Below are 21,037 nucleotides of genomic sequence, written 5' to 3'. Positions count from 1 at the left end.
AAGAGGCCGCAGCGTTTGCTGCGGCCTCTTTGTTTCAGCCTACAAAATATTTACCGTCCGGAGGCGAGACTGTTCCGGTCGCGGTTACGGTTTCCCCGGGCAGCATCCAGAGCGGAGCCATTGGATAGGGAACGGTGGCAGTAAAGCCGTTCTGGTTGAGCGTGACGTTGCCGATCGTTCCGCCCGCCATGTGAAAGCGGATCGCTCCGGCCAGCGATCAGCAGCTTGTAGCAGCCGGTCAACTGATGCACCTTGCACACCTCTACAACCGCCTGCCGCGACAGTGGCACCAGATACGGCGTGACTTCATCCCCCCCTTTGCTACGAATGACCTTGCGCAGTTGCCTGACCGTGTCGGGCGGGATCGTCCATAGCGCGGCATCCAGGTCAAACTGACTCGTTAGCGACCACCTCAAACGTTTGATGGCGTTGCCGGCGGCGACACGCTTTTCCTCGCGGCGCTGCGATCGAGGGTCGACGCCCTTGGCGACGAGCGTCCGGGCCTGGTCCCGCAATTCGCGGGCTTCCTTTAGGGTGATTTCGGGATAGGCGCCCAGCGACATGCGCGGCTGTTTGCCGTGCCAGGAGAACCTGAAGTGCCAGGACTTGGTGCCATTGACGGCAATGAAGAGGGAAAGGCCGCTGCCATCCGTGAGGGTGAAGTCTTTTTCGGCCGGCTTGGCCTGTCGAACAGCGGTATCAGTGAGGGGCATTAGTACATCACCAAGTCACTCGAATGAAGAAGTGCTGAATGTTGTGCTAAAAATGCGCGGCACCTAGCGAAAGACCGCGAAAGATAAAAGGCCGCACTCGACGGCCTGATATGGGAGGGAGCGAAACTCGCCGAACGTCGGCGAAAGTAGATTTGGTGCCCGAGACAGGAATCGAACCTGCGACCTTCGCGTTACGAGTGCGCTGCTCTACCGGCTGAGCTACACGGGCGGTGGGCTAAACCTAGCACCGAGTTTCAGCAACGGCAACGTCGTCAATCAACTCTGTGATCTACAGACAAAAAAATGCCCCACCGTTTTCACGGCGGGGCATTTTTTACAACGTTGAAACAGTCAGGCGTGAGGCGTGATTAAACGCCCGAAGCCTTGGCTGCCGCCACGTCCTTGATGGACAGTTTGATACGGCCGCGGTTGTCCACGTCCAGTACCAGCACTTCCACTTCCTGGCCTTCTTTCAGGATGTCGGTCACTTTCTCAACGCGAGCATCGCTCAGCATGGAGATGTGAACCAGACCGTCCTTGCCCGGCAGGATGTTGACGAATGCGCCGAAGTCGACGATGCGCTCAACCTTACCGACGTAGATCTTGCCGATCTCGGCTTCAGCGGTGATACCCAGAACGCGCTGACGTGCTGCTTCAGCCGCTTCCTTGGTTTCGCCGAAGATCTTGATCGAACCGTCGTCTTCGATGTCGATCGAAGCCTTGGTTTCTTCACAGATCGCACGAATGGTCGCGCCGCCTTTACCGATGACATCACGGATTTTGTCGGTGTCGATCTTCATCGCGATCATGGTCGGAGCGTTGGCCGACAGTTCGGTACGCGACTGGCCAATGATCTGGTTCATCTGGCCGAGGATGTTCAGGCGCGCTTCCAGGGCTTGGCCCAGAGCGATTTCCATGATCTCTTCGGTGATGCCCTTGATCTTGATGTCCATCTGCAGCGCGGTGACGCCTTTGGCGGTACCGGCTACCTTGAAGTCCATGTCGCCCAGGTGGTCTTCGTCACCCAGGATGTCGGTCAGGACGGCGAATTTCTCGCCTTCTTTAACCAGACCCATGGCGATACCGGCAACCGGCGCCTTCATCGGCACACCAGCGTCCATCAGGGCCAGGGAAGCGCCGCAAACGGAAGCCATCGAGCTCGAACCGTTGGATTCAGTGATTTCCGACACAACACGGATGGTGTACGGGAACACGTCGGCGGCAGGCAGCATGGCCGAAACCGAACGACGGGCCAGACGGCCGTGACCGATTTCGCGACGACCAGCGCCACCCATGCGACCACACTCGCCTACCGAGAACGGAGGGAAGTTGTAGTGCAGCATGAACGGGTCTTTCTTCTCGCCTTCCAGGGTGTCCAGCAGTTGTGCGTCACGGGCGGTGCCCAGAGTCGCGACTACCAGAGCCTGGGTTTCGCCACGGGTGAACAGAGCCGAACCGTGGGTTTTTGGCAGAACGCCGACTTCGATGTTCAACGGACGTACGGTCTTGGTGTCGCGACCGTCGATACGTGGCTTGCCGTTAACGATGTTTTCGCGAACGGTGCGGTATTCGATTTCGCCGAAAGCCGCTTTGACTTCGCTGGAAGAAGGCTGGCCTTCTTCACCGGACAGCTTGGCAACGACCTGGTCCTTCAACTCGCCCAGGCGAGCGTAACGGTCGGCCTTGACGGTGATGGTGTAGGCCTGGGAGATCGCTTCGCCGAACTCGGCACGGATAGCGCCCAGCAGTTCGGTGGCTTCTGGCGCAGGAGCCCAGGTCCAGGTTGGCTTGGCAGCTTCAGCGGCCAGTTCTTTGACGGCGTTGATCACAACCTGGAACTCGTCGTGAGCAAACAGTACCGCGCCCAGCATCTGGTCTTCGGTCAGCTCTTTGGCTTCCGATTCAACCATCAGCACAGCGTCCGAAGTACCGGCAACGACCATGTCCAGGCTCGAGGCAGCCTGTTGCTCGTAAGTCGGGTTCAGCAGGTAACCGGTGCTTTCGTGGAACGCAACGCGGGCAGCGCCGATCGGGCCATCGAAAGGAATGCCGGAGATCGCCAGCGCAGCCGAGGTACCGATCATCGCTGCGATGTCCGGATCGGTCTTCTTGCTGGTGGAAACGACGGTGCAGACAACCTGCACTTCGTTCATGAAGCCTTCCGGGAACAGCGGACGGATCGGACGGTCGATCAGTCGGGAAGTCAGGGTTTCTTTCTCGGAAGGACGGCCTTCGCGCTTGAAGAAACCGCCAGGGATCTTACCGGCAGCGTAAGTCTTTTCCTGGTAATGAACAGACAGAGGGAAGAAGCCCTTGCCTGGATCGGCTTGTTTTGCACCGACTACGGTCACCAATACGCTGACGTCGTCGTCAACGGTGACCAATACTGCGCCGGAGGCCTGACGGGCGATACGGCCAGTCTCGAGGGTAACGGTCGACTGACCGAACTGGAATTTTTTGATTACCGGGTTCACGGTGTCCTACCTTCTTTGTGGCTCTTGGGGGAACTGGTTTCTTGCGAAATTCTTGGGCAACGCCGGGAATCGGCCCGACCGGTTTGTCCAGGTGTTACTCAGGCAAAGCAGGTATCCAGATAAAACTTGAGGCTGGGAGCCTGCCATGCGCCGGCGGGAAACCCGCTGGTGCACGACAGACAACCAACCTCTAGCGCAATCGCTTATTAGCGACGCAGACCCAGGCGACCGATCAGAGTCTGATAACGACCCAGATCCTTGCCTTTCAGGTAGTCCAGCAGCTTACGACGCTGGTTAACCATGCGGATCAGACCACGACGGGAGTGGTGGTCTTTACCGTTGGCCTTGAAGTGACCTTGCAGTTTGTTGATGTTGGCGGTCAGCAGTGCAACTTGCACTTCTGGCGAACCGGTGTCACCAACAGCTTGCTGGTAGTCAGCTACGATTTGAGCTTTTTCTTGAACGTCGAGAGCCATGAGGCAATCCTTTTATCAGGAAACTGTTTCAGAAAAACAGTTTCAACAGGCCAGGGACAAATCCCTGTATCTAAAAATGAGTAGTGACCGTGCCTGTTGACAGCCACCCTCGTCCGGTCATTCTGACCGAATCAGTCGACGCGGCGCGATGCGCCCGTCTTCGCTCACTTCACCGATACCGATGAAGCGACCATTGTGATCCTGTACCCGCACCATGCCGAACTTCGGAGCATCCGGGGCACGTACCGGCTGGCCGTTGAGCCAGTAGAACGCACTCGCTTCCGAGAACTGCAACAGTGGCCAATCCAGCAGGCCGCTGTCCGATGGCATCAGGAAACGATCGACCGCTTCGTTGCCGCCTTCGGCATGTACCGCTTCCAGCTCTTCGAGGGTAACCGTCTGCGCCAGGGTGAATGGCCCGGCCTGGGTACGTCGCAGTTCTGCAACGTAAGCGCCACAACCGAGTTGCTCACCGATATCCTCCACCAGGGTACGGATATAGGTGCCTTTGCTGCAATCCACCGCCAGCCGCGCAGTATCTCCTTCGAAGGCCAGCAATTCCAAGCGCGCAATAGTAACAGAACGCGGTTCGCGCTCCACTACTTCACCTGCACGAGCCAGCTTGTACAGCGGCTGGCCATCACGCTTGAGTGCCGAGTACATCGGCGGTATCTGACTGATTTGCCCACGAAATTTGGGCAGTACAGCCTCGATATCGGGGCGACCAACGGTCACCGGGCGCTCCTGCAAAACTTCACCTTCGGCATCCGCCGTGGTGGTGGTCTTGCCCAGTTGCGCCAGGGTTTCATAACCCTTGTCGGAATCGAGCAGGTATTGCGAGAACTTGGTCGCCTCGCCGAAGCACAGCGGCAACACACCGGTGGCCAAGGGATCGAGACTGCCGGTATGACCTGCCTTTTCGGCGTTCAGCAACCAGCGAACCTTCTGCAAGGCCGCGTTGGAGGTGAACCCCAGCGGTTTGTCGAGAAGGATAATGCCGCTGACGTTACGACGGATACGTTTGACCTGAGCCACCGATTACTCCTTGGTGTCTTCGGCTTCTGCCGCAACCGGATGCTGATTGTCTTCAGCCACTGCGCGCTCGATCAATGCCGACAGATGCGCACCACGCACGACGCTTTCGTCGTAGTGGAAGTGCAGCTGTGGAACGCTGCGCAGTTTCATCTCGCGAGCCAACTGCATGCGCAGGAAACCGGCGGCGGAGTTGAGCACCTTGATGCTTTGTGCAATTTCTTCGGCGCTGTCCTGCCCCATCACGGTGATGAAGATCTTGGCGTGACCGACGTCACGGCTGACTTCCACTGCGGTAATGGTGACCAGGCCGACGCGCGGGTCTTTGACTTCACGACGGATCAGTTGTGCCAGCTCACGCTGCATCTGATCGCCGATGCGTTGGGTACGGCTATATTCTTTTGCCATGTCTTGTTACCTGTTACTGCCCCACGGTGAAACCCGTGAGGTCTGAAAGCGGCAAACGCCCGGCCTGACAAAAGCCAGACCGGGCGTTGCGTTTAGAGTCCTGGTGACGAATTGCGCATTTGCATGCGACGACCCGTCACGGCTCCTGAAGTGCGCGAGTTAGAGGCTGCGAGCAACCTGCACCTTCTCGAAGACTTCGATCTTGTCACCGACTTTAACGTCGTTGTAGCTCTTCACGCCGATACCGCATTCCATGCCGGCACGTACTTCGGAAGCGTCATCCTTGAAGCGGCGCAGGGATTCCAGCTCGCCTTCGAAGATAACGATGTCTTCACGCAGTACACGGATTGGACGGTTACGGTGAACAACACCTTCGATAACCATGCAACCGGCGATCGCGCCAAACTTCGGCGAACGGAACACGTCACGCACTTCGGCGATACCCAGGATGTTCTCGCGAACATCGCTGCCGAGCATACCGGTCAGGGCTTTCTTGACGTCTTCGATGATGTCGTAGATCACGTTGTAGTAACGCATATCCAGACCTTCCTGCTCGACGATCTTGCGCGCGCCGGCATCGGCACGCACGTTGAAGCCGAACAGTACAGCGTTGGAGGCCAATGCCAGGTTGGCGTCGGATTCGGTGATACCACCGACACCGCCACCGACCACGCGCACTTGCACTTCGTCGTTACCCAGGCCGTTCAAGGCACCGTTCAACGCTTCCAGCGAACCACGGACGTCGGATTTGAGGACGATGTTGAGCGTCTTCTTCTCTTCCTGACCCATGTTTTCGAAGATGTTTTCCAGCTTGCCGGCGTGAGCGCGAGCCAGTTTGACTTCGCGGAACTTGCCTTGACGGAACAAAGCCACTTCACGGGCTTTCTTCTCGTCGGCAACCACGCTCATCTCGTCGCCAGCGTCCGGGGTACCGTCCAGGCCGAGAATCTCGACAGGGATGGCCGGACCGGCTTCCTTGATTGGCTTGCCGTTCTCGTCGAGCATGGCACGTACACGGCCATAGTTCGAACCGACCAGGACCATGTCGCCTTGGCGCAGGGTACCGTCTTGAACCAGAACGGTAGCCACCGGACCACGGCCCTTGTCCAGACGCGATTCAACCACGACGCCACGACCAGGAGCCGACGGAGTTGCAGTCAGTTCCAGGACTTCGGCTTGCAGCAATACGGCTTCGAGCAGTTCGTCGACGCCAGTACCCATCTTCGCCGAGACCGGTACGAACGGAGTGTCACCACCCCACTCTTCCGACGTCACGCCGTGAACCGACAGTTCGCTACGGATGCGATCGAGGTCAGCACCTGGCTTGTCGATCTTGTTCACTGCAACAACCAGTGGCACACCAGCCGCTACTGCGTGCTGGACAGCTTCAATGGTCTGCGGCATCACGCCGTCGTCCGCTGCAACCACCAGGATCACGATGTCGGTCGCCTTGGCACCACGGGCACGCATTGCGGTAAACGCGGCGTGACCAGGGGTGTCGAGGAACGTCACCATGCCACGGTCGGTTTCAACGTGGTATGCGCCGATGTGCTGGGTGATACCACCGGCTTCGCCAGCAGCAACCTTGGCACGACGGATGTAGTCGAGCAGGGAAGTCTTACCGTGGTCAACGTGGCCCATTACGGTCACGACTGGTGCACGGGAAACTGCCTCGCCTTCAAACTTCAGGGACTCGGCCAGGGAATCTTCCAGGGCGGTGTCGCTGACCAGGGTCACTTTGTGGCCCAGTTCCTCGGCAACCAACTGGGCAGTTTCCTGATCCAGTACCTGGTTGATGGTCGCTGGAGTACCCAGTTTGAACATGAACTTGATGATTTCAGCAGCCTTCACCGACATCTGCTGGGCGAGATCGCCAACAGTGATGGTTTCGCCGATCTTCACTTCGCGCACGACAGGGCCGGTCGGGCTCTGGAAACCGTGGGCGTTGCGCTTCTTCAGCTTGGCCTTGCCGCGACCACCACGACGGAAGCCATCGCTTTCTTCGTCGGTAGTACGTGGGGCAACGCGTGGAGCCGGAGCCTTTTCCTTGACCGAAGCACGATGCGGAGCGTTTTTGCGCTCGCCATCGCCGCTACCGCGACGATTGCTGTCATCGGCACGTGGCTTGTCCGGACGGCGCTGTTCGTCGCGCTTGCGGGTATCGGCCGCAGGAGCTGGAGCAGCCGCCACAACTGGTGCGCTTTCGCGAACTGGCTCGGCCACCGCAGCAGGCGCTGCAACAGGTTCGGCTTGAGCGGTCGGCGCAGCAGCAGGCTGGCGACGCGCTTCTTCTTCGGCGCGACGCTTGGCTTCTTCTTCAGCCTTCTGACGAGCAGCATTTTCTACTGCGCGACGTTCATCCAGTTCACGCTTGCGCTCGGCTTCGATTTCTTCCGGGCTGCGCTGTACGAAGACTTTCTTCTTGCGTACTTCAACGCTGATGCTCTTGCTGCCAGCAACACGCAGGGTGCTGGTGGTTTTACGCTGCAGCGTAATCTTGCGTGGTTCTTCCACTTTCGCCTTGTGGCTGCTTTTCAAGTGAGTCAGCAACGATTGCTTCTCACTGTCAGTCACACTTTCTTCGGCGGCGGTGTGCGGCAGACCTGCCTCACGCATCTGCTGCAACAGGCGCTCTACCGGTGTTTTGACCTCATCGGCCAGTTGTTTCACCGTGACTTGCGTCATGCACTTCTCTCCTCAGGCCGCGCCTAATTACTCGAACCAGTGGGCTCGGGCGGCCATGATCAACTTGCCGGCACGATCATCGTCAATGCCGTCGATGTCGAGCAGGTCGTCAATAGACTGCTCGGCCAGGTCTTCGCGGGTAATTACGCCGCGCACCGCCAGTTCCATCGCCAAATCCTTGTCCATACCCTCAAGCGAGAGCAGGTCTTCGGCCGGATGGGCGTCTGCCAGCTTTTCCTCAGTAGCGATGGCTTTGGTCAACAAGCGATCCTTGGCACGAGCGCGAAGCTCGTTGACGATTTCCTCGTCAAAGCCGTCGATGTTGAGCATTTCTTCCAACGGTACGTAGGCAATCTCTTCCAGGCTGGTGAAGCCTTCATCAACCAGCACCTGAGCCAGTTCTTCGTCGACTTCCAGCTCGTCGATGAAGTTGCGCAGGATGTCGCCGGTTTCTGCTTGCTGTTTAGCCTGGATGTCCGATTCGGTCATCACGTTCAGGGTCCAGCCAGTCAACTGGCTGGCCAGACGCACGTTCTGACCACCGCGACCGATGGCCTGAGCCAGATTGTCTGCGCCAACGGCGATGTCCATTGCGTGGGCATCTTCGTCAACGATAATTGCCGCAACCTCGGCCGGGGACATGGCGTTGATCACGAACTGAGCCGGGTTGTCGTCCCACAGGACGATGTCAACACGCTCACCGCCCAACTCACCCGACACTGCCTGGACGCGCGAACCGCGCATACCGATGCAAGCGCCCTGCGGGTCGATGCGTTTGTCCTTGGAGCGAACGGCGATCTTGGCGCGCGAACCCGGATCACGGGACGCAGCCATCACTTCGATCAGGCCTTCGGCAATTTCCGGCACTTCGATGCGGAACAACTCGATCAGCATTTCCGGCGCGGTACGCGACAGGATCAACTGCGGGCCGCGGTTCTCGGTGCGGATTTCCTTGAGCAGCGCACGCAGACGCACGCCAACCCGGAAAGTTTCGCGAGAAATGATGTCTTCACGGGCCAGCAACGCTTCAGCGTTGTTGCCCAGATCAACGATCACGTTGTCGCGGGTAACTTTTTTCACAGTGCCGGAGATGATTTCACCCAGGCGCTCGCGGTAAGCGTCAACAACCTGAGCGCGCTCGGCTTCGCGAACTTTCTGCACAATGACTTGCTTGGCAGTCTGTGCGGCGATGCGGCCGAACTCGATGGACTCGATCTTCTCTTCTACGACGTCACCGACCTTGGCGCCAGGATGCGTTTCAGCAACCTTGCTCGGCCAGGTTTCGATGGCCGGATCATCCAGGTCTGCTTCTTCGACGACCGTCCAGCGACGGAATGTCTCGTATGCACCCGTGTGGCGGTTGATTTCCACACGCAGATCAACTTCGTCTTCAAAACGCTTTTTGGTAGCAGTGGCCAAGGCCAGCTCCAGCGCTTCAAAAATCACGTTTGCCGGTACGCCCTTTTCATTGGATACCGACTCAACAACCAGCAGTACTTCTTTGCTCATCGTACGCCTCGCCTTTCGCAAGCCATTGGATCCGCGGGATCCGCAGTATCTGGCACGCCTCAGTCAAAACTGGGAATAATGTTGGCCTTGTCGATCATATCGATCGGCAACAGGAACTCATGGTCATCTACCTGCACCACGACATCCTGCTCTTCTACGCCGCGCAGAAGGCCCTGAAAGTTGCGTCGACCTTCAAAAGGCGAGCGCAGCTTGATCTTCACTTGTTCACCGGCAAATTTTGCAAACTGCTCAAGAGTGAACAGAGGGCGTTCCATGCCAGGCGAGGAAACTTCAAGGGTGTACTCAACGGAGATTGGATCTTCAACATCCAGCACACCGCTGATCTGACGGCTGACGATGGCGCAATCGTCCACCAGCACGCCGCCTTCTTTATCGATATAAACGCGCAACATCGAGTGACGACCCTGAGCCGAAAACTCGATACCCCAGCATTCATAGCCTAGGGCCACGACCACCGGGGCCAGCAAGGCCTGCAACTCTTCTAGCTTGCTCGACACCTGAACCCCCTAGTGCATGTATGTGCATGCTATGCAAAATAAAAAAATGGGCGAAACGCCCATCCTTGAAACGCCGTCGAACAGCGGCGTTGAAAGTGTCCAGCTAACAAAAAGCCCCTTAAAAGGGGCTCCTTAAACTGGTTGCGGGGGCCGGATTTGAACCGACGACCTTCGGGTTATGAGCCCGACGAGCTACCAGACTGCTCCACCCCGCGACAAAGCTGGGGCGGAAGTATACGACCGATCCCCTACAGGGTCAATGTAACCTTCCACCTGCAAGAAAGCCCGCAACAGCGGGCTCTCCTGACTAATTGGTACCGAGAAGGGGACTCGAACCCCTACACCCTATGGGCACAACCACCTCAAGGTTGCGTGTCTACCAATTCCACCACCTCGGCAATACTACGTTTGAAACCCTTCTTACTTCTGCTCTTGAGCTGGAGGCACGTCAGTCGCTGGGGTAGCCGACTTTTGCTCTTGAAGCACCGGGACATCATCAGAAGCCGGTTGTTGCTTTGGAACTTCCAGTACCGCTGGATTTGGGAGACCTACTTGAGTCAGCTGGTGAGCCTTCTCTTTAGCAAAGTAACCTAACCCCAAGCTGGTTATGAAAAAACCTGCGGCAAGTATAGCAGTAAACTTACTAAGAAAGGTAGAGGAACCTTGGCTTCCGAACACAGTATTTGAAGCACCTGCTCCGAAAGACGCGCCAGCATCCGCACCTTTACCCTGCTGCAGCAAAACCAGAGCTACTACGCCCAATGCACCCAGCAGATGAAAAACGACTACGACTGTTTCCAGCATTTTTTCAGTTTCCCGCGGCGCGACAGATCGCACCGAACTCATCTGCATTCAGGGAAGCCCCACCAATGAGACCCCCATCGATATCCGGCATGCCGAACAGTTCGACCGCATTGGCCGCCTTCACGCTGCCGCCGTATAGAAGCCGCACACCTTGTGCGACTTCAGAATTCTCTGCCGCCAACTGGGCGCGAATGGCTGCGTGCACATCCTGCGCCTGTTGCGGCGTTGCAGTCAGCCCCGTGCCAATGGCCCAGACCGGCTCGTAAGCGATCACTGCCTTGGCAAAGACACCGACACCCAGCTCCTCAATGATACTGCCAAGCTGACGCGAGACAACCTCAAGAGTTTTTCCGGCTTCACGTTGCTCCAGGGTCTCCCCTATGCACAACACCGGAGTCAAGCCACATGCCTGTGCCGCTGCGAACTTGCGGACCAGCATTACCTCCTGCTCCCCCAGAATCTGGCGGCGCTCGGAATGCCCGACAAGCACCAGGGAACAACCTGCATCCACCAACTGACTCGGTGCAACTTCACCGGTCAACGCACCTTGTCCGGATTCCACCGCAGAATTCTGCGCGCCGACCGAAATCGACTTTCCTTCCAGGCCTTCAATCACTTGATTGATATGCAGGAAAGGCGGGAATACCGCAACATCAACACTGCTCGGCAAGGCCAAGTCACGAAGGCCGTTGATCAGCTCTGCGACGCTGGCGCGGGTACCGTGCATCTTCCAGTTACCAGCTACCATAGGGCGACGCATGCTGTACCTCGTCGGTCAAAGTGGGCGCAGATGTTACCCAACACAATCATGGCTGGCAAGCCGAATTCAGGCAGAAACTTCAGTAACCAGTTTTGCCAGCTCTTCGGCATACCCACGAACCTGCGTTTCGTCTTCGCCTTCGACCATCACACGCACCAGCGGTTCGGTTCCGGACTTGCGCAACAGCACACGCCCGCGACCTGCCATGGCCTTGGTCACACGCTCGCTGGCCTCCTTGACCGACGGATGTTCGAGAGGGCTTGCGCCGCCGCCGAATCGCACATTGATCAGCACCTGAGGACACTTGCGCAGCGCCTGACGCGCTTCAGCCAAACCTTGCGCACGGGCTTTCAACGCCTTCAGCACCTGCAACGCGGCGATAATCGCATCACCAGTGGTGGTGTAATTGAAGCAAACGATATGACCCGAATTTTCACCACCGACCAGCCAGTTACGCTCCAGCAGATCAGCAATCACATAACGATCACCAACATTGGCGCGGACAAATGGAATCCCCAGGTCGGCCAAGGCCAACTCCAATCCCAGGTTGCTCATCAGTGTACCGACTACACCACCTTGCAGCTTGTCTCGCTCATGCAGGTCGCGAGCAATGATGAACAGCAACTCATCACCATCGACGATGGCCCCCGTGTGATCCACCATCAACACCCGGTCGCCATCACCATCGAAGGCGATACCCAGATCGGCGTGTTCAGCCAGCACAGCGGCCTGCAGTTGCCCCATATGGGTCGAGCCGCAGTTGTCATTGATATTCAAACCATTGGGCTGCGCGGACAAGACCACGACTTCGGCACCCAACTCACGAAACACACTCGGCGCCACTTTATAGGTCGCACCATGGGCGCAGTCGATCACAATCTTGAGGCCGGTAAAGCTGGTACCGGTCGGCACACTGCTCTTGCAGAATTCGATATAGCGTCCCGACGCATCGTTGATTCGCGACACCTTGCCGATCTTGCTCGACTCAACCACAGTCATTGGGGTATCGAGCAGCTCTTCGATCATGTGCTCGACTTCATCCGGAAGCTTGGTGCCCTGGCCGGAGAAAAACTTGATGCCATTGTCATCATGCGGATTGTGCGACGCACTGATCACGATGCCAGCTTCGGCATGGAAGGTACGCGTCAGGTAGGCAATCGCCGGAGTCGGCATCGGCCCCAGTAGCATCACATCGGCACCTGCCGACGTCAGCCCCGCTTCAAGCGCCGACTCAAACATGTAGCCGGAGATTCGGGTGTCCTTGCCTACCAATACCTTGCAGGCACCCATCTTGCGGAAAGCCATGCCTGCAGCCCAGCCGAGCTTGAGCATGAAATCAGGAGTAATCGGGTACTCACCGACACGCCCACGAATACCATCGGTGCCAAAATATTTTTTGCTCATAAGTGCTCCATCATTCTTATTCGGCTGATTCCACTGCGGCGATCATCCGCACCACATCCACCGTTTCGGCTACATCATGGACGCGCAATATACGCGCACCTTTCGCCAAAGCCAGCGTCGCGAGCGCCAAACCACCATACAGCCGCTCTCCCACCGGACGACTCAATGCCTGACCAATCATGCTCTTACGCGAAACCCCGACCAACAGGGGCCGCCCCAAGGCATGCAGGGCTTCCATATGCTTGAACAAACTCAGATTGTGCTGCAAGGTTTTGGCGAAGCCAAAGCCAGGATCAAGAATGATCCGCTCAGCTGGAATACCCGCCAATGAACACTGATGCATGCGCTCGGCGAGAAATTCGCCGACCTCCCGGGTGACATCCTGATACTGCGGATTGTCCTGCATATCGCCCGGCTCGCCCAGCATGTGCATCAGACAAACCGGCAGCCCGGTGGCAGCAGCAGCATCCAGGGCGCCATCGCGTCGCAACGAACGCACATCGTTGATCAGGCCCGCACCCAGGCGCGCCGCTTCTCGCATGACGGCAGGCGTTGAGGTGTCGACCGAGATGATCACATCCAGCTCGCGATTGATGCGCTCGACGATAGGGGCTACGCGCTCCAGCTCTTCGAGTGGCGACACAACCCTGGCACCAGGGCGGGTGGACTCTCCACCGACGTCGATCAGCGTCGCGCCGGCCGCCACCATGGCTTCGGCGTGGCGCATGGCCGCGTCAAGCTGGCTGTATTGGCCACCATCGGAGAAAGAATCAGGGGTGACATTGAGAATACCCATGACATGCGTCTGGGCCAAATCAAGAACCCGGTTGCCGCAAGGCAACCGGGTCGAGGACTGAACAGAAGTCATTTAAAACCTTATACGTCAGCAGCAGGACCGCCGATCGGTGTTTCCGGACGCTCGTCCTGCACCACCGGAGGGGTGCCGGAAGTACCCGTGCCACCCGACCAGTCGCGCGGCTCGCGAGGCGTACGACCCGCCATGATGTCGTCGATCTGCTCGGCATCGATCGTTTCGTACTTCATCAAGGCATCGGCCATCGCATCGAGCTTGTCACGGTTGTCCGTGAGAATCTGCTTCGCCGTGCCATAGCACTGATCGATGATGCTGCGCACCTCGGAATCGATCAGCTTGGCCGTCTCACCAGAGAAGCTTGCACTCTGACCGCCACCGCCGCGACCGAGGAACACTTCACCCTCTTCTTCGGCGTACATCAACGGACCGAGCTTTTCCGAAAGACCCCACTTGGTCACCATGTTCCGCGCAATCTGGCTGGCGCGCATGATGTCGTTGGAGGCACCGGTGGTCACGCCATCGAAGCCCAGGGTCATTTCTTCAGCGATACGACCGCCGTACAGCGAGCAGATCTGGCTGATCAACGCACGCTTGGACAGGCTGTAACGATCTTCTTCCGGCAGGAACATGGTCACACCCAGAGCGCGACCGCGCGGGATGATCGACACCTTGTACACCGGATCATGCTCAGGCACGACACGACCTACAATGGCGTGACCCGCTTCGTGATAAGCCGTGTTCTGCTTTTCTTTCTCGGACATGACCATGGATTTGCGCTCGGCGCCCATCATGATCTTGTCTTTCGCCAGTTCGAATTCTTTCATCTCGACGATGCGCTTGCCGGCACGGGCAGCGAACAACGATGCCTCGTTGACCAGGTTCGCCAGGTCAGCACCGGAGAAGCCTGGAGTACCACGAGCGATCACGGCCGGGGCAACGTCGTCGCCCATCGGCACTTTACGCATGTGAACCTTGAGAATCTGTTCGCGACCACGGATGTCCGGCAGACCAACTACAACCTGACGGTCGAAACGGCCAGGACGCAGCAGCGCAGGGTCCAGAACATCGGGACGGTTGGTCGCGGCAATCACGATGATGCCGTCATTCATCTCAAAGCCGTCCATCTCAACCAGCAATTGGTTGAGCGTCTGCTCGCGCTCGTCGTGACCACCACCCATGCCAGCACCACGATGGCGACCGACCGCATCGATTTCGTCGATGAAGATGATGCATGGAGCGTGTTTCTTGGCCTGCTCGAACATGTCGCGAACACGGCTGGCACCCACGCCGACGAACATTTCGACGAAGTCGGAGCCGGAAATGGTGAAGAACGGTACTTTGGCTTCGCCGGCGATGGCCTTGGCGATCAAGGTTTTACCGGTACCCGGAGGCCCCACCATCAGCACACCGCGAGGAATGCGGCCACCCAGGCGCTGGAATTTGCCCGGATCGCGCAGGAACTCGACCAGTTCACCGACTTCTTCCTTGGCTTCGTCGCAACCGGCAACGTCAGCCAGGGTCGTCTTCACCTGATCTTCGGAGAGCAGGCGCGCCTTGCTTTTGCCGAAGCTCATCGGCCCGCCCTTGCCACCGGCACCGCCCTGCATCTGCCGCATGAAGAACATGAACACGGCGATGATCACCAGGATCGGGAAGCTGGCAACCAGAAGCTGAGTCCAGATGCTTTGCTGTTCAGGCTGCTTGCCCTCGACCACGACGTGGTTATCCACCAGGTCGCCGATCAGGCCGTTGTCCTGGATCGCCGGGCGAATGGTCTTGAAGCTGTCGCCATCGTTGCGCTTGCCGGTAATCACGTAGCCATCAACCGCTACGCGCTCGACCTTGCCATCCTTGACCTGCTGGATGAAGTCGGAATAGTTGAGGGTCTGCGGCTCGTTAGGGCTGGAGAAGTTGTTCATCACCGTCACCAGGACAGCCGCGATGATCAACCACAGGATCAGATTCTTTGCCATATCGTTCAATTAACTACCCTCTGAAGCAAGCTCCGCTACTGGCGCGCGCTTCGCATGATATTCACCGGCCTAACTTACTACATTACCTACAACTTGGCAGGCGCCGTCTGTAACCCTTTGTGAAACACTTCCTACACAATATTCGCTAATTCTGACAAGGCGTAATACAAAAATCCTATCGCCTTGATCGAAAATTCACTCAACTCTCACTGCGTCCGCGGAAACCACGGCCCAGCAGGTACTGCTCGCGAGAACGGTCGCGCGACGAGGTCGGCTTGCGCATCTGCACCTTCTCGAACTGCTGGCGAACGCTCTTGTGGAACTCGTCGAAACCTTCGCCCTGGAAGATCTTGATCAAAAAATCACCACCGGGCTTGAGCACCCGAGTCGAGAGATCCAGTGCCAACTCGCACAGGAACATCGCTCGCGGCATGTCCACGGCCGGTAGTCCACTCATATTGGGGGCCATATCGGAAATCACAAGGTCTACTTCCTTATTTCCGACGGCATCGAGGATCTGGGCCAGCACGGCATCCTCGGTAAAGTCGCCCTGAATGAAGGTCACGTCCGGGATGCTGTCCATTTCCAGAATGTCAGAAGCGATCAATGTCCCCTGCCCACCAATCAGACGACTGGTCACCTGGGACCAGCCACCAGGGGCCGCTCCAAGGTCGATTACGCTCATGCCCGGGCGGATCAGACGGTCCTTTTCCTGGATCTCCAGCAGCTTGTAGCTGGCGCGGGAACGATACCCGTCTTTTTGCGCCATTTTGACGAATGGGTCGTTGAAATGTTCTTTCAGCCAGTTAAGGCTTGTCTTGGAACGGGCCACGGGCCACCTCGAAAATAAAACGGGTCGTGATTAACTGGGCGGTCCCGGACTCGCTCGGGTAAACTGGCCGCCGCTTTTTACAAGATCAGACGCAGGGGTCAGATTATGCCGCTCACTCAAGAGCAGAAGAAACAGTACAAATCCATTGGCCACCATCTGAAACCGGTTCTGATTGTGGCAGACAATGGTTTGACTGAAGGTGTGTTAGCCGAACTCGAACGCGCATTGGCGGATCACGAGCTGATCAAGATCAAGCTCAACATCCTCGATCGCGAATCGCGCCTGGCGTCCATTGCAGAGCTCTGCAAGGTCGGCAAAGCGGATCTGGTCCAGGTCATCGGCAAGATGGCACTGATCTACCGCAAGAACTTCAGCGTCAACAAGCAGCTGTCGAACGTCCATCGCTTCAAGTGATGGCAAGGGTCAAGGGTGTGCTTCGCGCACCCTGCCACTCCATCCCGGCATCGGCTGCAACACCAGCACCAGCCCGGTAAAGCCCAGAACAAGATAGCTGAACGCCTGCCAACGCACGGCATCCGGCCAGCCGAAACGCACCACGAAGTACATCGCGCACGCATACAGCGCCATCAACAGCAGTTGCCCGCGAATATCGCGCCATAGACTGACAAGGCCCTCGGCCTTAACCAGCACCAAAGCCTGCAATATCACACACGCCGTAGCGAATCCCACTACCAGCGTATTGAGCATGCCTGCGATTTCATCGATCAGCAGCGGTGCCAGGCCAATTCGTCCCAGCACCGGCAAAAGACCGACGTGCAACAGCCACAAGCCGCCGACCCACAACATCTGGGTCAGCTGCCAAAGCATGACGCCCGCACGAAACGGGCGCCGGCCTTCAGACGTGGCGAACTTCGACAATCTCGTACTCGATAACGCCACCAGGCGTTTTGACTGCAACCACATCACCCTCTTCCTTGGCAATCAAGGCGCGGGCAATCGGCGAGCCGACAGAGATCTTGCCGAGTTTGATGTCAGCCTCATCCTCACCAACGATCTGGTAAGTCACGCTTTCATCGGTTTCGACGTTGGCGATTTCGACGGTTGTGCCGAAAATCACCTTGCCGGTGTGAGGAATGGTCGTCACATCGATGATCACCGCGTTCTGCATGCGACCTTCGATATCACGGATCCGCGCCTCGACCATACCTTGCTGCTCACGGGCAGCGTGGTATTCGGCGTTTTCCTTCAAGTCACCCAACTCGCGGGCCGTACCGATGTCCTGGCTAAGCTTCGGACGAACGACCTTGGTCAGGTGAGTGTGCTCTTCTTCCAGGGCGCGTGCGCCCTGAACGGTCATCGGGTACTTCGTTATGCTCATGCCTTCAATCCTGCGTGTAGATCCTGCAAGCGGCGCACGGTCTTCTCGGGACCGAACTTCAGCGCTTCACAGATGGCTTCGCCAGCAGCAATGGTGGTGGTGCAGTAAATCTTGTGCTGCAGGGCATTACGACGAATGGAGTACGAATCAGCGATCGACTGACGACCTTCGGTGGTGTTGATGATCAGCGTGACTTCGTCATTCTTGATCATGTCGACCACGTGCGGACGACCCTCGGTCACCTTGTTCACACGGCGCACTTTCAGGCCTGCAGCCTCGATCAGCTTGGCAGTACCGGCAGTGGCAACCACTTCGAAGCCCAAGTTGATCAGATCACGGGCCACGCCCGCAACCAGTGGCTTGTCGTCGTCACGCACGCTGATGAACGCAGTACCGCCGGTCGGCAACACTTCGCTGGCACCCATCTGGGCCTTGGCGAACGCTTCACCAAAGGTGTCGCCCACACCCATCACTTCACCGGTCGACTTCATCTCTGGGCCGAGGATCGGGTCAACGCCAGGGAATTTGGCGAACGGGAACACCGCCTCTTTCACGCTGTAGAAGTTCGGGATGATTTCCTTGGTGAAACCCAGCTCTTTCAGGGTTTTGCCGGCCATCACTCGCGCTGCGATCATCGCCAGGGAAACACCGATGCACTTGGACACGAACGGTACGGTACGGGAGGCGCGCGGGTTGACTTCGATGACGTAGATGTCCTCGCCTTGCAGCGCCAACTGTACGTTCATCAGGCCAACCACACCCAGCTCCAGGGCCATTTTCTTGACCTGTTCGCGCATCTCGTCCTGGATGTGCGCCGGCAGCGAGTACGGCGGCAGCGAGCATGCGGAGTCACCGGAGTGAACACCGGCTTGCTCGATGTGCTGCATGATCGCGCCGATTACCACGTCCTTGCCGTCGCAGACCGCATCCACGTCCATTTCGATCGCGCAGTTGAGGAAGTGGTCCAGCAGCACCGGGCTGTCGTTGGACACTTGAACCGCTTCACGCAGGTAGCGCTTGAGTTCTTCTTCTTCGTAAACGATTTCCATCGCACGACCGCCCAGTACATAGGACGGGCGCACCACCAGCGGGTAACCGATCTTGCTGGCGGCACGAATCGCTTCATCTTCGCTGCGCACGGTGGCGTTTGGCGGCTGACGCAGGTTCAGGCGCTGAACCATCTGCTGGAAGCGCTCACGGTCTTCGGCGCGGTCGATTGCATCTGGGCTGGTGCCGATGATCGGCACGCCAGCAGCTTCCAGGGCACGAGCCAGTTTCAGCGGGGTCTGGCCGCCGTACTGGACGATCACGCCTTTCGGCTTCTCGACGCGGACGATTTCCAGTACGTCTTCCAGGGTTACTGGCTCGAAGTACAGGCGATCGGAGGTGTCGTAGTCGGTGGATACGGTTTCCGGGTTGCAGTTGACCATGATGGTCTCGTAGCCGTCATCGCGCAGGGCCAGTGCCGCGTGTACGCAGCAGTAGTCGAACTCGATGCCCTGGCCGATACGGTTCGGACCGCCACCCAGGATCATGATCTTGTCGCGACCCGATGGCGCCGCTTCGCACTCTTCTTCGTACGTCGAGTAGAGGTAAGCAGTATCGGTGGCGAACTCAGCGGCGCAGGTGTCGACGCGCTTGTAGACCGGGAAGATTTCCAGCTTGTGACGATGAGCACGCAGGCTCTTCTCGGTCACGCCCAGCAGTTTGGCCAGGCGCATATCGGAGAAGCCTTTGCGCTTGAGGCGGAACATCAGATCGCGGTCGATGCTGGTCAGCCCCAGGGTCTTGACCTTCTCTTCGTCCTTGATCAGGTCTTCCATCTGCACCAGGAACCAAGGATCGATCATGGTCATGCCGAAGATGTCTTCAACACTCATGCCGGCGCGCATGGCGTCCGCCACGTACCAGATACGCTCGGCGCCCGGCACGGTCAGCTCGCGCTTGAGCACGCTCATGCTTTCCGGGTTGGCCAGATCAACCTTCTCGTCCAGACCGCAAACACCGACTTCCAGGCCGCGCAGGGCTTTCTGCAGGGACTCCTGGAAGGTCCGGCCGATGGCCATGACTTCACCGACCGACTTCATCTGAGTGGTCAGGCGCGCGTCAGCCTTGGAGAACTTCTCGAAGGCAAAGCGTGGCAGCTTGGTGACGACGTAGTCGATGGACGGCTCGAAGGACGCCGGGGTCTTGCCGCCGGTGATGTCGTTCGACAGCTCGTCGAGGGTGTAACCCACGGCCAGCTTGGCCGCAACCTTGGCGATCGGGAAGCCGGTGGCTTTCGAAGCCAGGGCCGACGAACGGGATACACGCGGGTTCATCTCGATCACGACCATGCGGCCAGTGTTCGGGCAGATACCGAACTGAACGTTGGAGCCGCCGGTTTCCACGCCGATCTCGCGCAGTACCGCCAGGGAGGCGTTACGCAGGATCTGGTATTCCTTGTCAGTCAGGGTCTGTGCAGGTGCCACGGTGATCGAGTCACCGGTGTGCACGCCCATCGGGTCGAAGTTTTCGATGGAGCAGACGATGATGCAGTTGTCCTTCTTATCGCGGACAACCTCCATCTCGTACTCTTTCCAACCGATCAGCGATTCGTCGATCAGCAGTTCCTTGGTCGGCGACAGGTCCAGACCACGGGCGCAGATTTCTTCGAACTCTTCACGGTTGTAAGCGATACCGCCACCGGTGCCGCCCATGGTGAAGGACGGACGGATGATGCACGGGAAGCCAAGCTTCTCGAGGACCGCGTTGGCCTCTTCCATGCTGTGGGCGATACCGGAGCGCGGGCACGCCAGGCCGATGGACTTCATCGCCTTGTCGAAACGCGAACGGTCTTCAGCCTTGTCGATGGTGTCGGCGTTGGCACCGATCATCTCTACGCCGAACTTCTCCAGAACGCCTTCGCGCTCCAGGTCCAGGGCGCAGTTCAGAGCAGTCTGGCCGCCCATGGTCGGCAGCAGCGCGTCCGGACGCTCTTTTTCGATGATCTTGGCAACGGTCTGCCACTTGATCGGCTCGATGTAGGTGGCGTCGGCCATAGCCGGGTCGGTCATGATGGTGGCCGGGTTGGAGTTCACCAGGATGACGCGGTAGCCCTCCTCGCGCAGGGCTTTACAGGCCTGGGCGCCGGAGTAGTCGAATTCGCAGGCCTGGCCGATCACGATCGGGCCAGCGCCGAGAATCAGGATGCTTTTAATGTCTGTACGTTTTGGCATGGGTTTGTCACTCAAATCCGCAGGTCAGTCGGCAAGCCGTCTTGTTCAATCTGAAGCCTTGAGGGGGCCGCCGGTATC

At 58.1% G+C, this 21,037-nt stretch carries 18 protein-coding genes and 3 tRNA genes; 1 reads left to right on the top strand and 20 read right to left on the bottom strand.

The features are described from left to right. Positions 1–50: 50 nt before the first annotated feature. The 17 genes from PspS34_RS03675 to rlmE all read right to left on the bottom strand — a co-directional run bounded on the left by PspS34_RS03675 (position 51) and on the right by rlmE (position 16,402). On the bottom strand, positions 51–713 hold the full coding sequence (locus tag PspS34_RS03675; protein WP_154861566.1) for an Arm DNA-binding domain-containing protein: 663 nt from the start codon (positions 711–713) through the stop codon (positions 51–53). A gap of 153 nt (positions 714–866) precedes the next feature. Continuing rightward, positions 867–942: transfer RNA gene (locus tag PspS34_RS03670), tRNA-Thr, on the bottom strand. A 139-nt stretch (positions 943–1,081) separates the two neighbouring features. Further along, positions 1,082–3,187, bottom strand: a complete 2,106-nt coding sequence (pnp, locus tag PspS34_RS03665) for a polyribonucleotide nucleotidyltransferase (RefSeq protein ID WP_007915263.1) — start codon at positions 3,185–3,187, stop codon at positions 1,082–1,084. A 206-nt stretch (positions 3,188–3,393) separates the two neighbouring features. Beyond that, complete coding sequence (gene rpsO, locus PspS34_RS03660) at positions 3,394–3,663, bottom strand: 30S ribosomal protein S15 (protein WP_015093441.1); 270 nt, start codon at positions 3,661–3,663, stop codon at positions 3,394–3,396. Positions 3,664–3,780: 117 nt separating this feature from the next. Next, entirely contained in the window at positions 3,781–4,698 is a 918-nt protein-coding gene (truB, locus tag PspS34_RS03655; RefSeq protein ID WP_150812834.1) for a tRNA pseudouridine(55) synthase TruB, read from the bottom strand. 3 nt (positions 4,699–4,701) lie between these two features. After that, on the bottom strand, positions 4,702–5,103 hold the full coding sequence (gene rbfA, locus PspS34_RS03650) for a 30S ribosome-binding factor RbfA (protein ID WP_007973108.1): 402 nt from the start codon (positions 5,101–5,103) through the stop codon (positions 4,702–4,704). Between the two features lie 159 nt (positions 5,104–5,262). Next, positions 5,263–7,788, bottom strand: a complete 2,526-nt coding sequence (infB, locus tag PspS34_RS03645) for a translation initiation factor IF-2 (protein WP_090453038.1) — start codon at positions 7,786–7,788, stop codon at positions 5,263–5,265. Positions 7,789–7,815: 27 nt separating this feature from the next. After that, positions 7,816–9,297, bottom strand: a complete 1,482-nt coding sequence (gene nusA / locus PspS34_RS03640) for a transcription termination factor NusA (RefSeq protein WP_007988680.1) — start codon at positions 9,295–9,297, stop codon at positions 7,816–7,818. A 59-nt stretch (positions 9,298–9,356) separates the two neighbouring features. Then, positions 9,357–9,815, bottom strand: coding sequence for a ribosome maturation factor RimP (rimP, locus tag PspS34_RS03635; RefSeq protein WP_007915250.1), 459 nt, complete (start codon positions 9,813–9,815; stop codon positions 9,357–9,359). Between the two features lie 138 nt (positions 9,816–9,953). Next, positions 9,954–10,030, bottom strand: a tRNA-Met gene (locus PspS34_RS03630). A gap of 97 nt (positions 10,031–10,127) precedes the next feature. After that, positions 10,128–10,213: transfer RNA gene (locus tag PspS34_RS03625), tRNA-Leu, on the bottom strand. Between the two features lie 22 nt (positions 10,214–10,235). Next, positions 10,236–10,619, bottom strand: a complete 384-nt coding sequence (gene secG / locus PspS34_RS03620) for a preprotein translocase subunit SecG (RefSeq protein WP_017336473.1) — start codon at positions 10,617–10,619, stop codon at positions 10,236–10,238. Between the two features lie 4 nt (positions 10,620–10,623). Beyond that, positions 10,624–11,379, bottom strand: coding sequence for a triose-phosphate isomerase (gene tpiA, locus PspS34_RS03615; protein WP_150812835.1), 756 nt, complete (start codon positions 11,377–11,379; stop codon positions 10,624–10,626). Between the two features lie 66 nt (positions 11,380–11,445). Next, positions 11,446–12,783 carry a phosphoglucosamine mutase gene (glmM, locus tag PspS34_RS03610; RefSeq protein ID WP_150812836.1) on the bottom strand — a complete coding sequence of 446 codons (1,338 nt, stop codon included), beginning with the start codon at positions 12,781–12,783 and terminating at the stop codon, positions 11,446–11,448. A 16-nt stretch (positions 12,784–12,799) separates the two neighbouring features. Then, complete coding sequence (gene folP, locus PspS34_RS03605) at positions 12,800–13,651, bottom strand: dihydropteroate synthase (RefSeq protein WP_150812837.1); 852 nt, start codon at positions 13,649–13,651, stop codon at positions 12,800–12,802. 8 nt (positions 13,652–13,659) lie between these two features. Then, positions 13,660–15,570, bottom strand: a complete 1,911-nt coding sequence (ftsH, locus tag PspS34_RS03600; protein ID WP_057716478.1) for an ATP-dependent zinc metalloprotease FtsH — start codon at positions 15,568–15,570, stop codon at positions 13,660–13,662. 199 nt (positions 15,571–15,769) lie between these two features. Next, positions 15,770–16,402 carry a 23S rRNA (uridine(2552)-2'-O)-methyltransferase RlmE gene (rlmE, locus tag PspS34_RS03595; protein WP_057716479.1) on the bottom strand — a complete coding sequence of 211 codons (633 nt, stop codon included), beginning with the start codon at positions 16,400–16,402 and terminating at the stop codon, positions 15,770–15,772. A 105-nt stretch (positions 16,403–16,507) separates the two neighbouring features. Here rlmE and PspS34_RS03590 point away from each other — a divergent pair, with 105 nt between their 5' ends. Further along, positions 16,508–16,816 carry a YhbY family RNA-binding protein gene (locus PspS34_RS03590; RefSeq protein ID WP_007942889.1) on the top strand — a complete coding sequence of 103 codons (309 nt, stop codon included), beginning with the start codon at positions 16,508–16,510 and terminating at the stop codon, positions 16,814–16,816. A gap of 9 nt (positions 16,817–16,825) precedes the next feature. Here the strand turns inward: PspS34_RS03590 and PspS34_RS03585 are convergent, their stop codons facing one another. From PspS34_RS03585 to carB, 3 genes are read right to left on the bottom strand one after another with little or no spacing between them, the layout of a single operon-like run. Next, positions 16,826–17,230 (bottom strand): MFS transporter, encoded by a 405-nt coding sequence (locus PspS34_RS03585; RefSeq protein ID WP_090457736.1) that lies wholly within the window; start codon positions 17,228–17,230, stop codon positions 16,826–16,828. 28 nt (positions 17,231–17,258) lie between these two features. Next, positions 17,259–17,735 carry a transcription elongation factor GreA gene (gene greA, locus PspS34_RS03580; protein ID WP_032829443.1) on the bottom strand — a complete coding sequence of 159 codons (477 nt, stop codon included), beginning with the start codon at positions 17,733–17,735 and terminating at the stop codon, positions 17,259–17,261. Positions 17,736–17,737: 2 nt separating this feature from the next. Continuing rightward, positions 17,738–20,959 carry a carbamoyl-phosphate synthase large subunit gene (gene carB, locus PspS34_RS03575; RefSeq protein ID WP_150812839.1) on the bottom strand — a complete coding sequence of 1,074 codons (3,222 nt, stop codon included), beginning with the start codon at positions 20,957–20,959 and terminating at the stop codon, positions 17,738–17,740. Positions 20,960–21,037 lie beyond the last annotated feature (78 nt).

The organism is Pseudomonas sp. S34, assembly GCF_009866745.1.
Classification (GTDB): Bacteria; Pseudomonadota; Gammaproteobacteria; order Pseudomonadales; family Pseudomonadaceae; genus Aquipseudomonas; species Aquipseudomonas jessenii.
Note: the sequence above shows the minus strand (reverse complement) of the source record. Positions and strands in the feature narration are given on the sequence as shown.

Excerpts from the sequence above, each read along its gene's own strand:
- PspS34_RS03590 (WP_007942889.1), top strand. The coding sequence starts at position 16,508 with ATGCCGCTCACTCAAGAGCAGAAGAAACAGTACAAATCCATTGGCCAC.
- PspS34_RS03585 (WP_090457736.1), bottom strand. The coding sequence starts at position 17,230 with ATGCTTTGGCAGCTGACCCAGATGTTGTGGGTCGGCGGCTTGTGGCTG.
- tpiA (WP_150812835.1), bottom strand. The coding sequence starts at position 11,379 with ATGCGTCGCCCTATGGTAGCTGGTAACTGGAAGATGCACGGTACCCGC.
- rbfA (WP_007973108.1), bottom strand. The coding sequence starts at position 5,103 with ATGGCAAAAGAATATAGCCGTACCCAACGCATCGGCGATCAGATGCAG.
- rpsO (WP_015093441.1), bottom strand. The coding sequence starts at position 3,663 with ATGGCTCTCGACGTTCAAGAAAAAGCTCAAATCGTAGCTGACTACCAG.
- glmM (WP_150812836.1), bottom strand. The coding sequence starts at position 12,783 with ATGAGCAAAAAATATTTTGGCACCGATGGTATTCGTGGGCGTGTCGGT.
- ftsH (WP_057716478.1), bottom strand. The coding sequence starts at position 15,570 with ATGGCAAAGAATCTGATCCTGTGGTTGATCATCGCGGCTGTCCTGGTG.
- PspS34_RS03675 (WP_154861566.1), bottom strand. The coding sequence starts at position 713 with ATGCCCCTCACTGATACCGCTGTTCGACAGGCCAAGCCGGCCGAAAAA.
- carB (WP_150812839.1), bottom strand. The coding sequence starts at position 20,959 with ATGCCAAAACGTACAGACATTAAAAGCATCCTGATTCTCGGCGCTGGC.
- folP (WP_150812837.1), bottom strand. The coding sequence starts at position 13,651 with ATGACTTCTGTTCAGTCCTCGACCCGGTTGCCTTGCGGCAACCGGGTT.
- nusA (WP_007988680.1), bottom strand. The coding sequence starts at position 9,297 with ATGAGCAAAGAAGTACTGCTGGTTGTTGAGTCGGTATCCAATGAAAAG.
- infB (WP_090453038.1), bottom strand. The coding sequence starts at position 7,788 with ATGACGCAAGTCACGGTGAAACAACTGGCCGATGAGGTCAAAACACCG.
- secG (WP_017336473.1), bottom strand. The coding sequence starts at position 10,619 with ATGCTGGAAACAGTCGTAGTCGTTTTTCATCTGCTGGGTGCATTGGGC.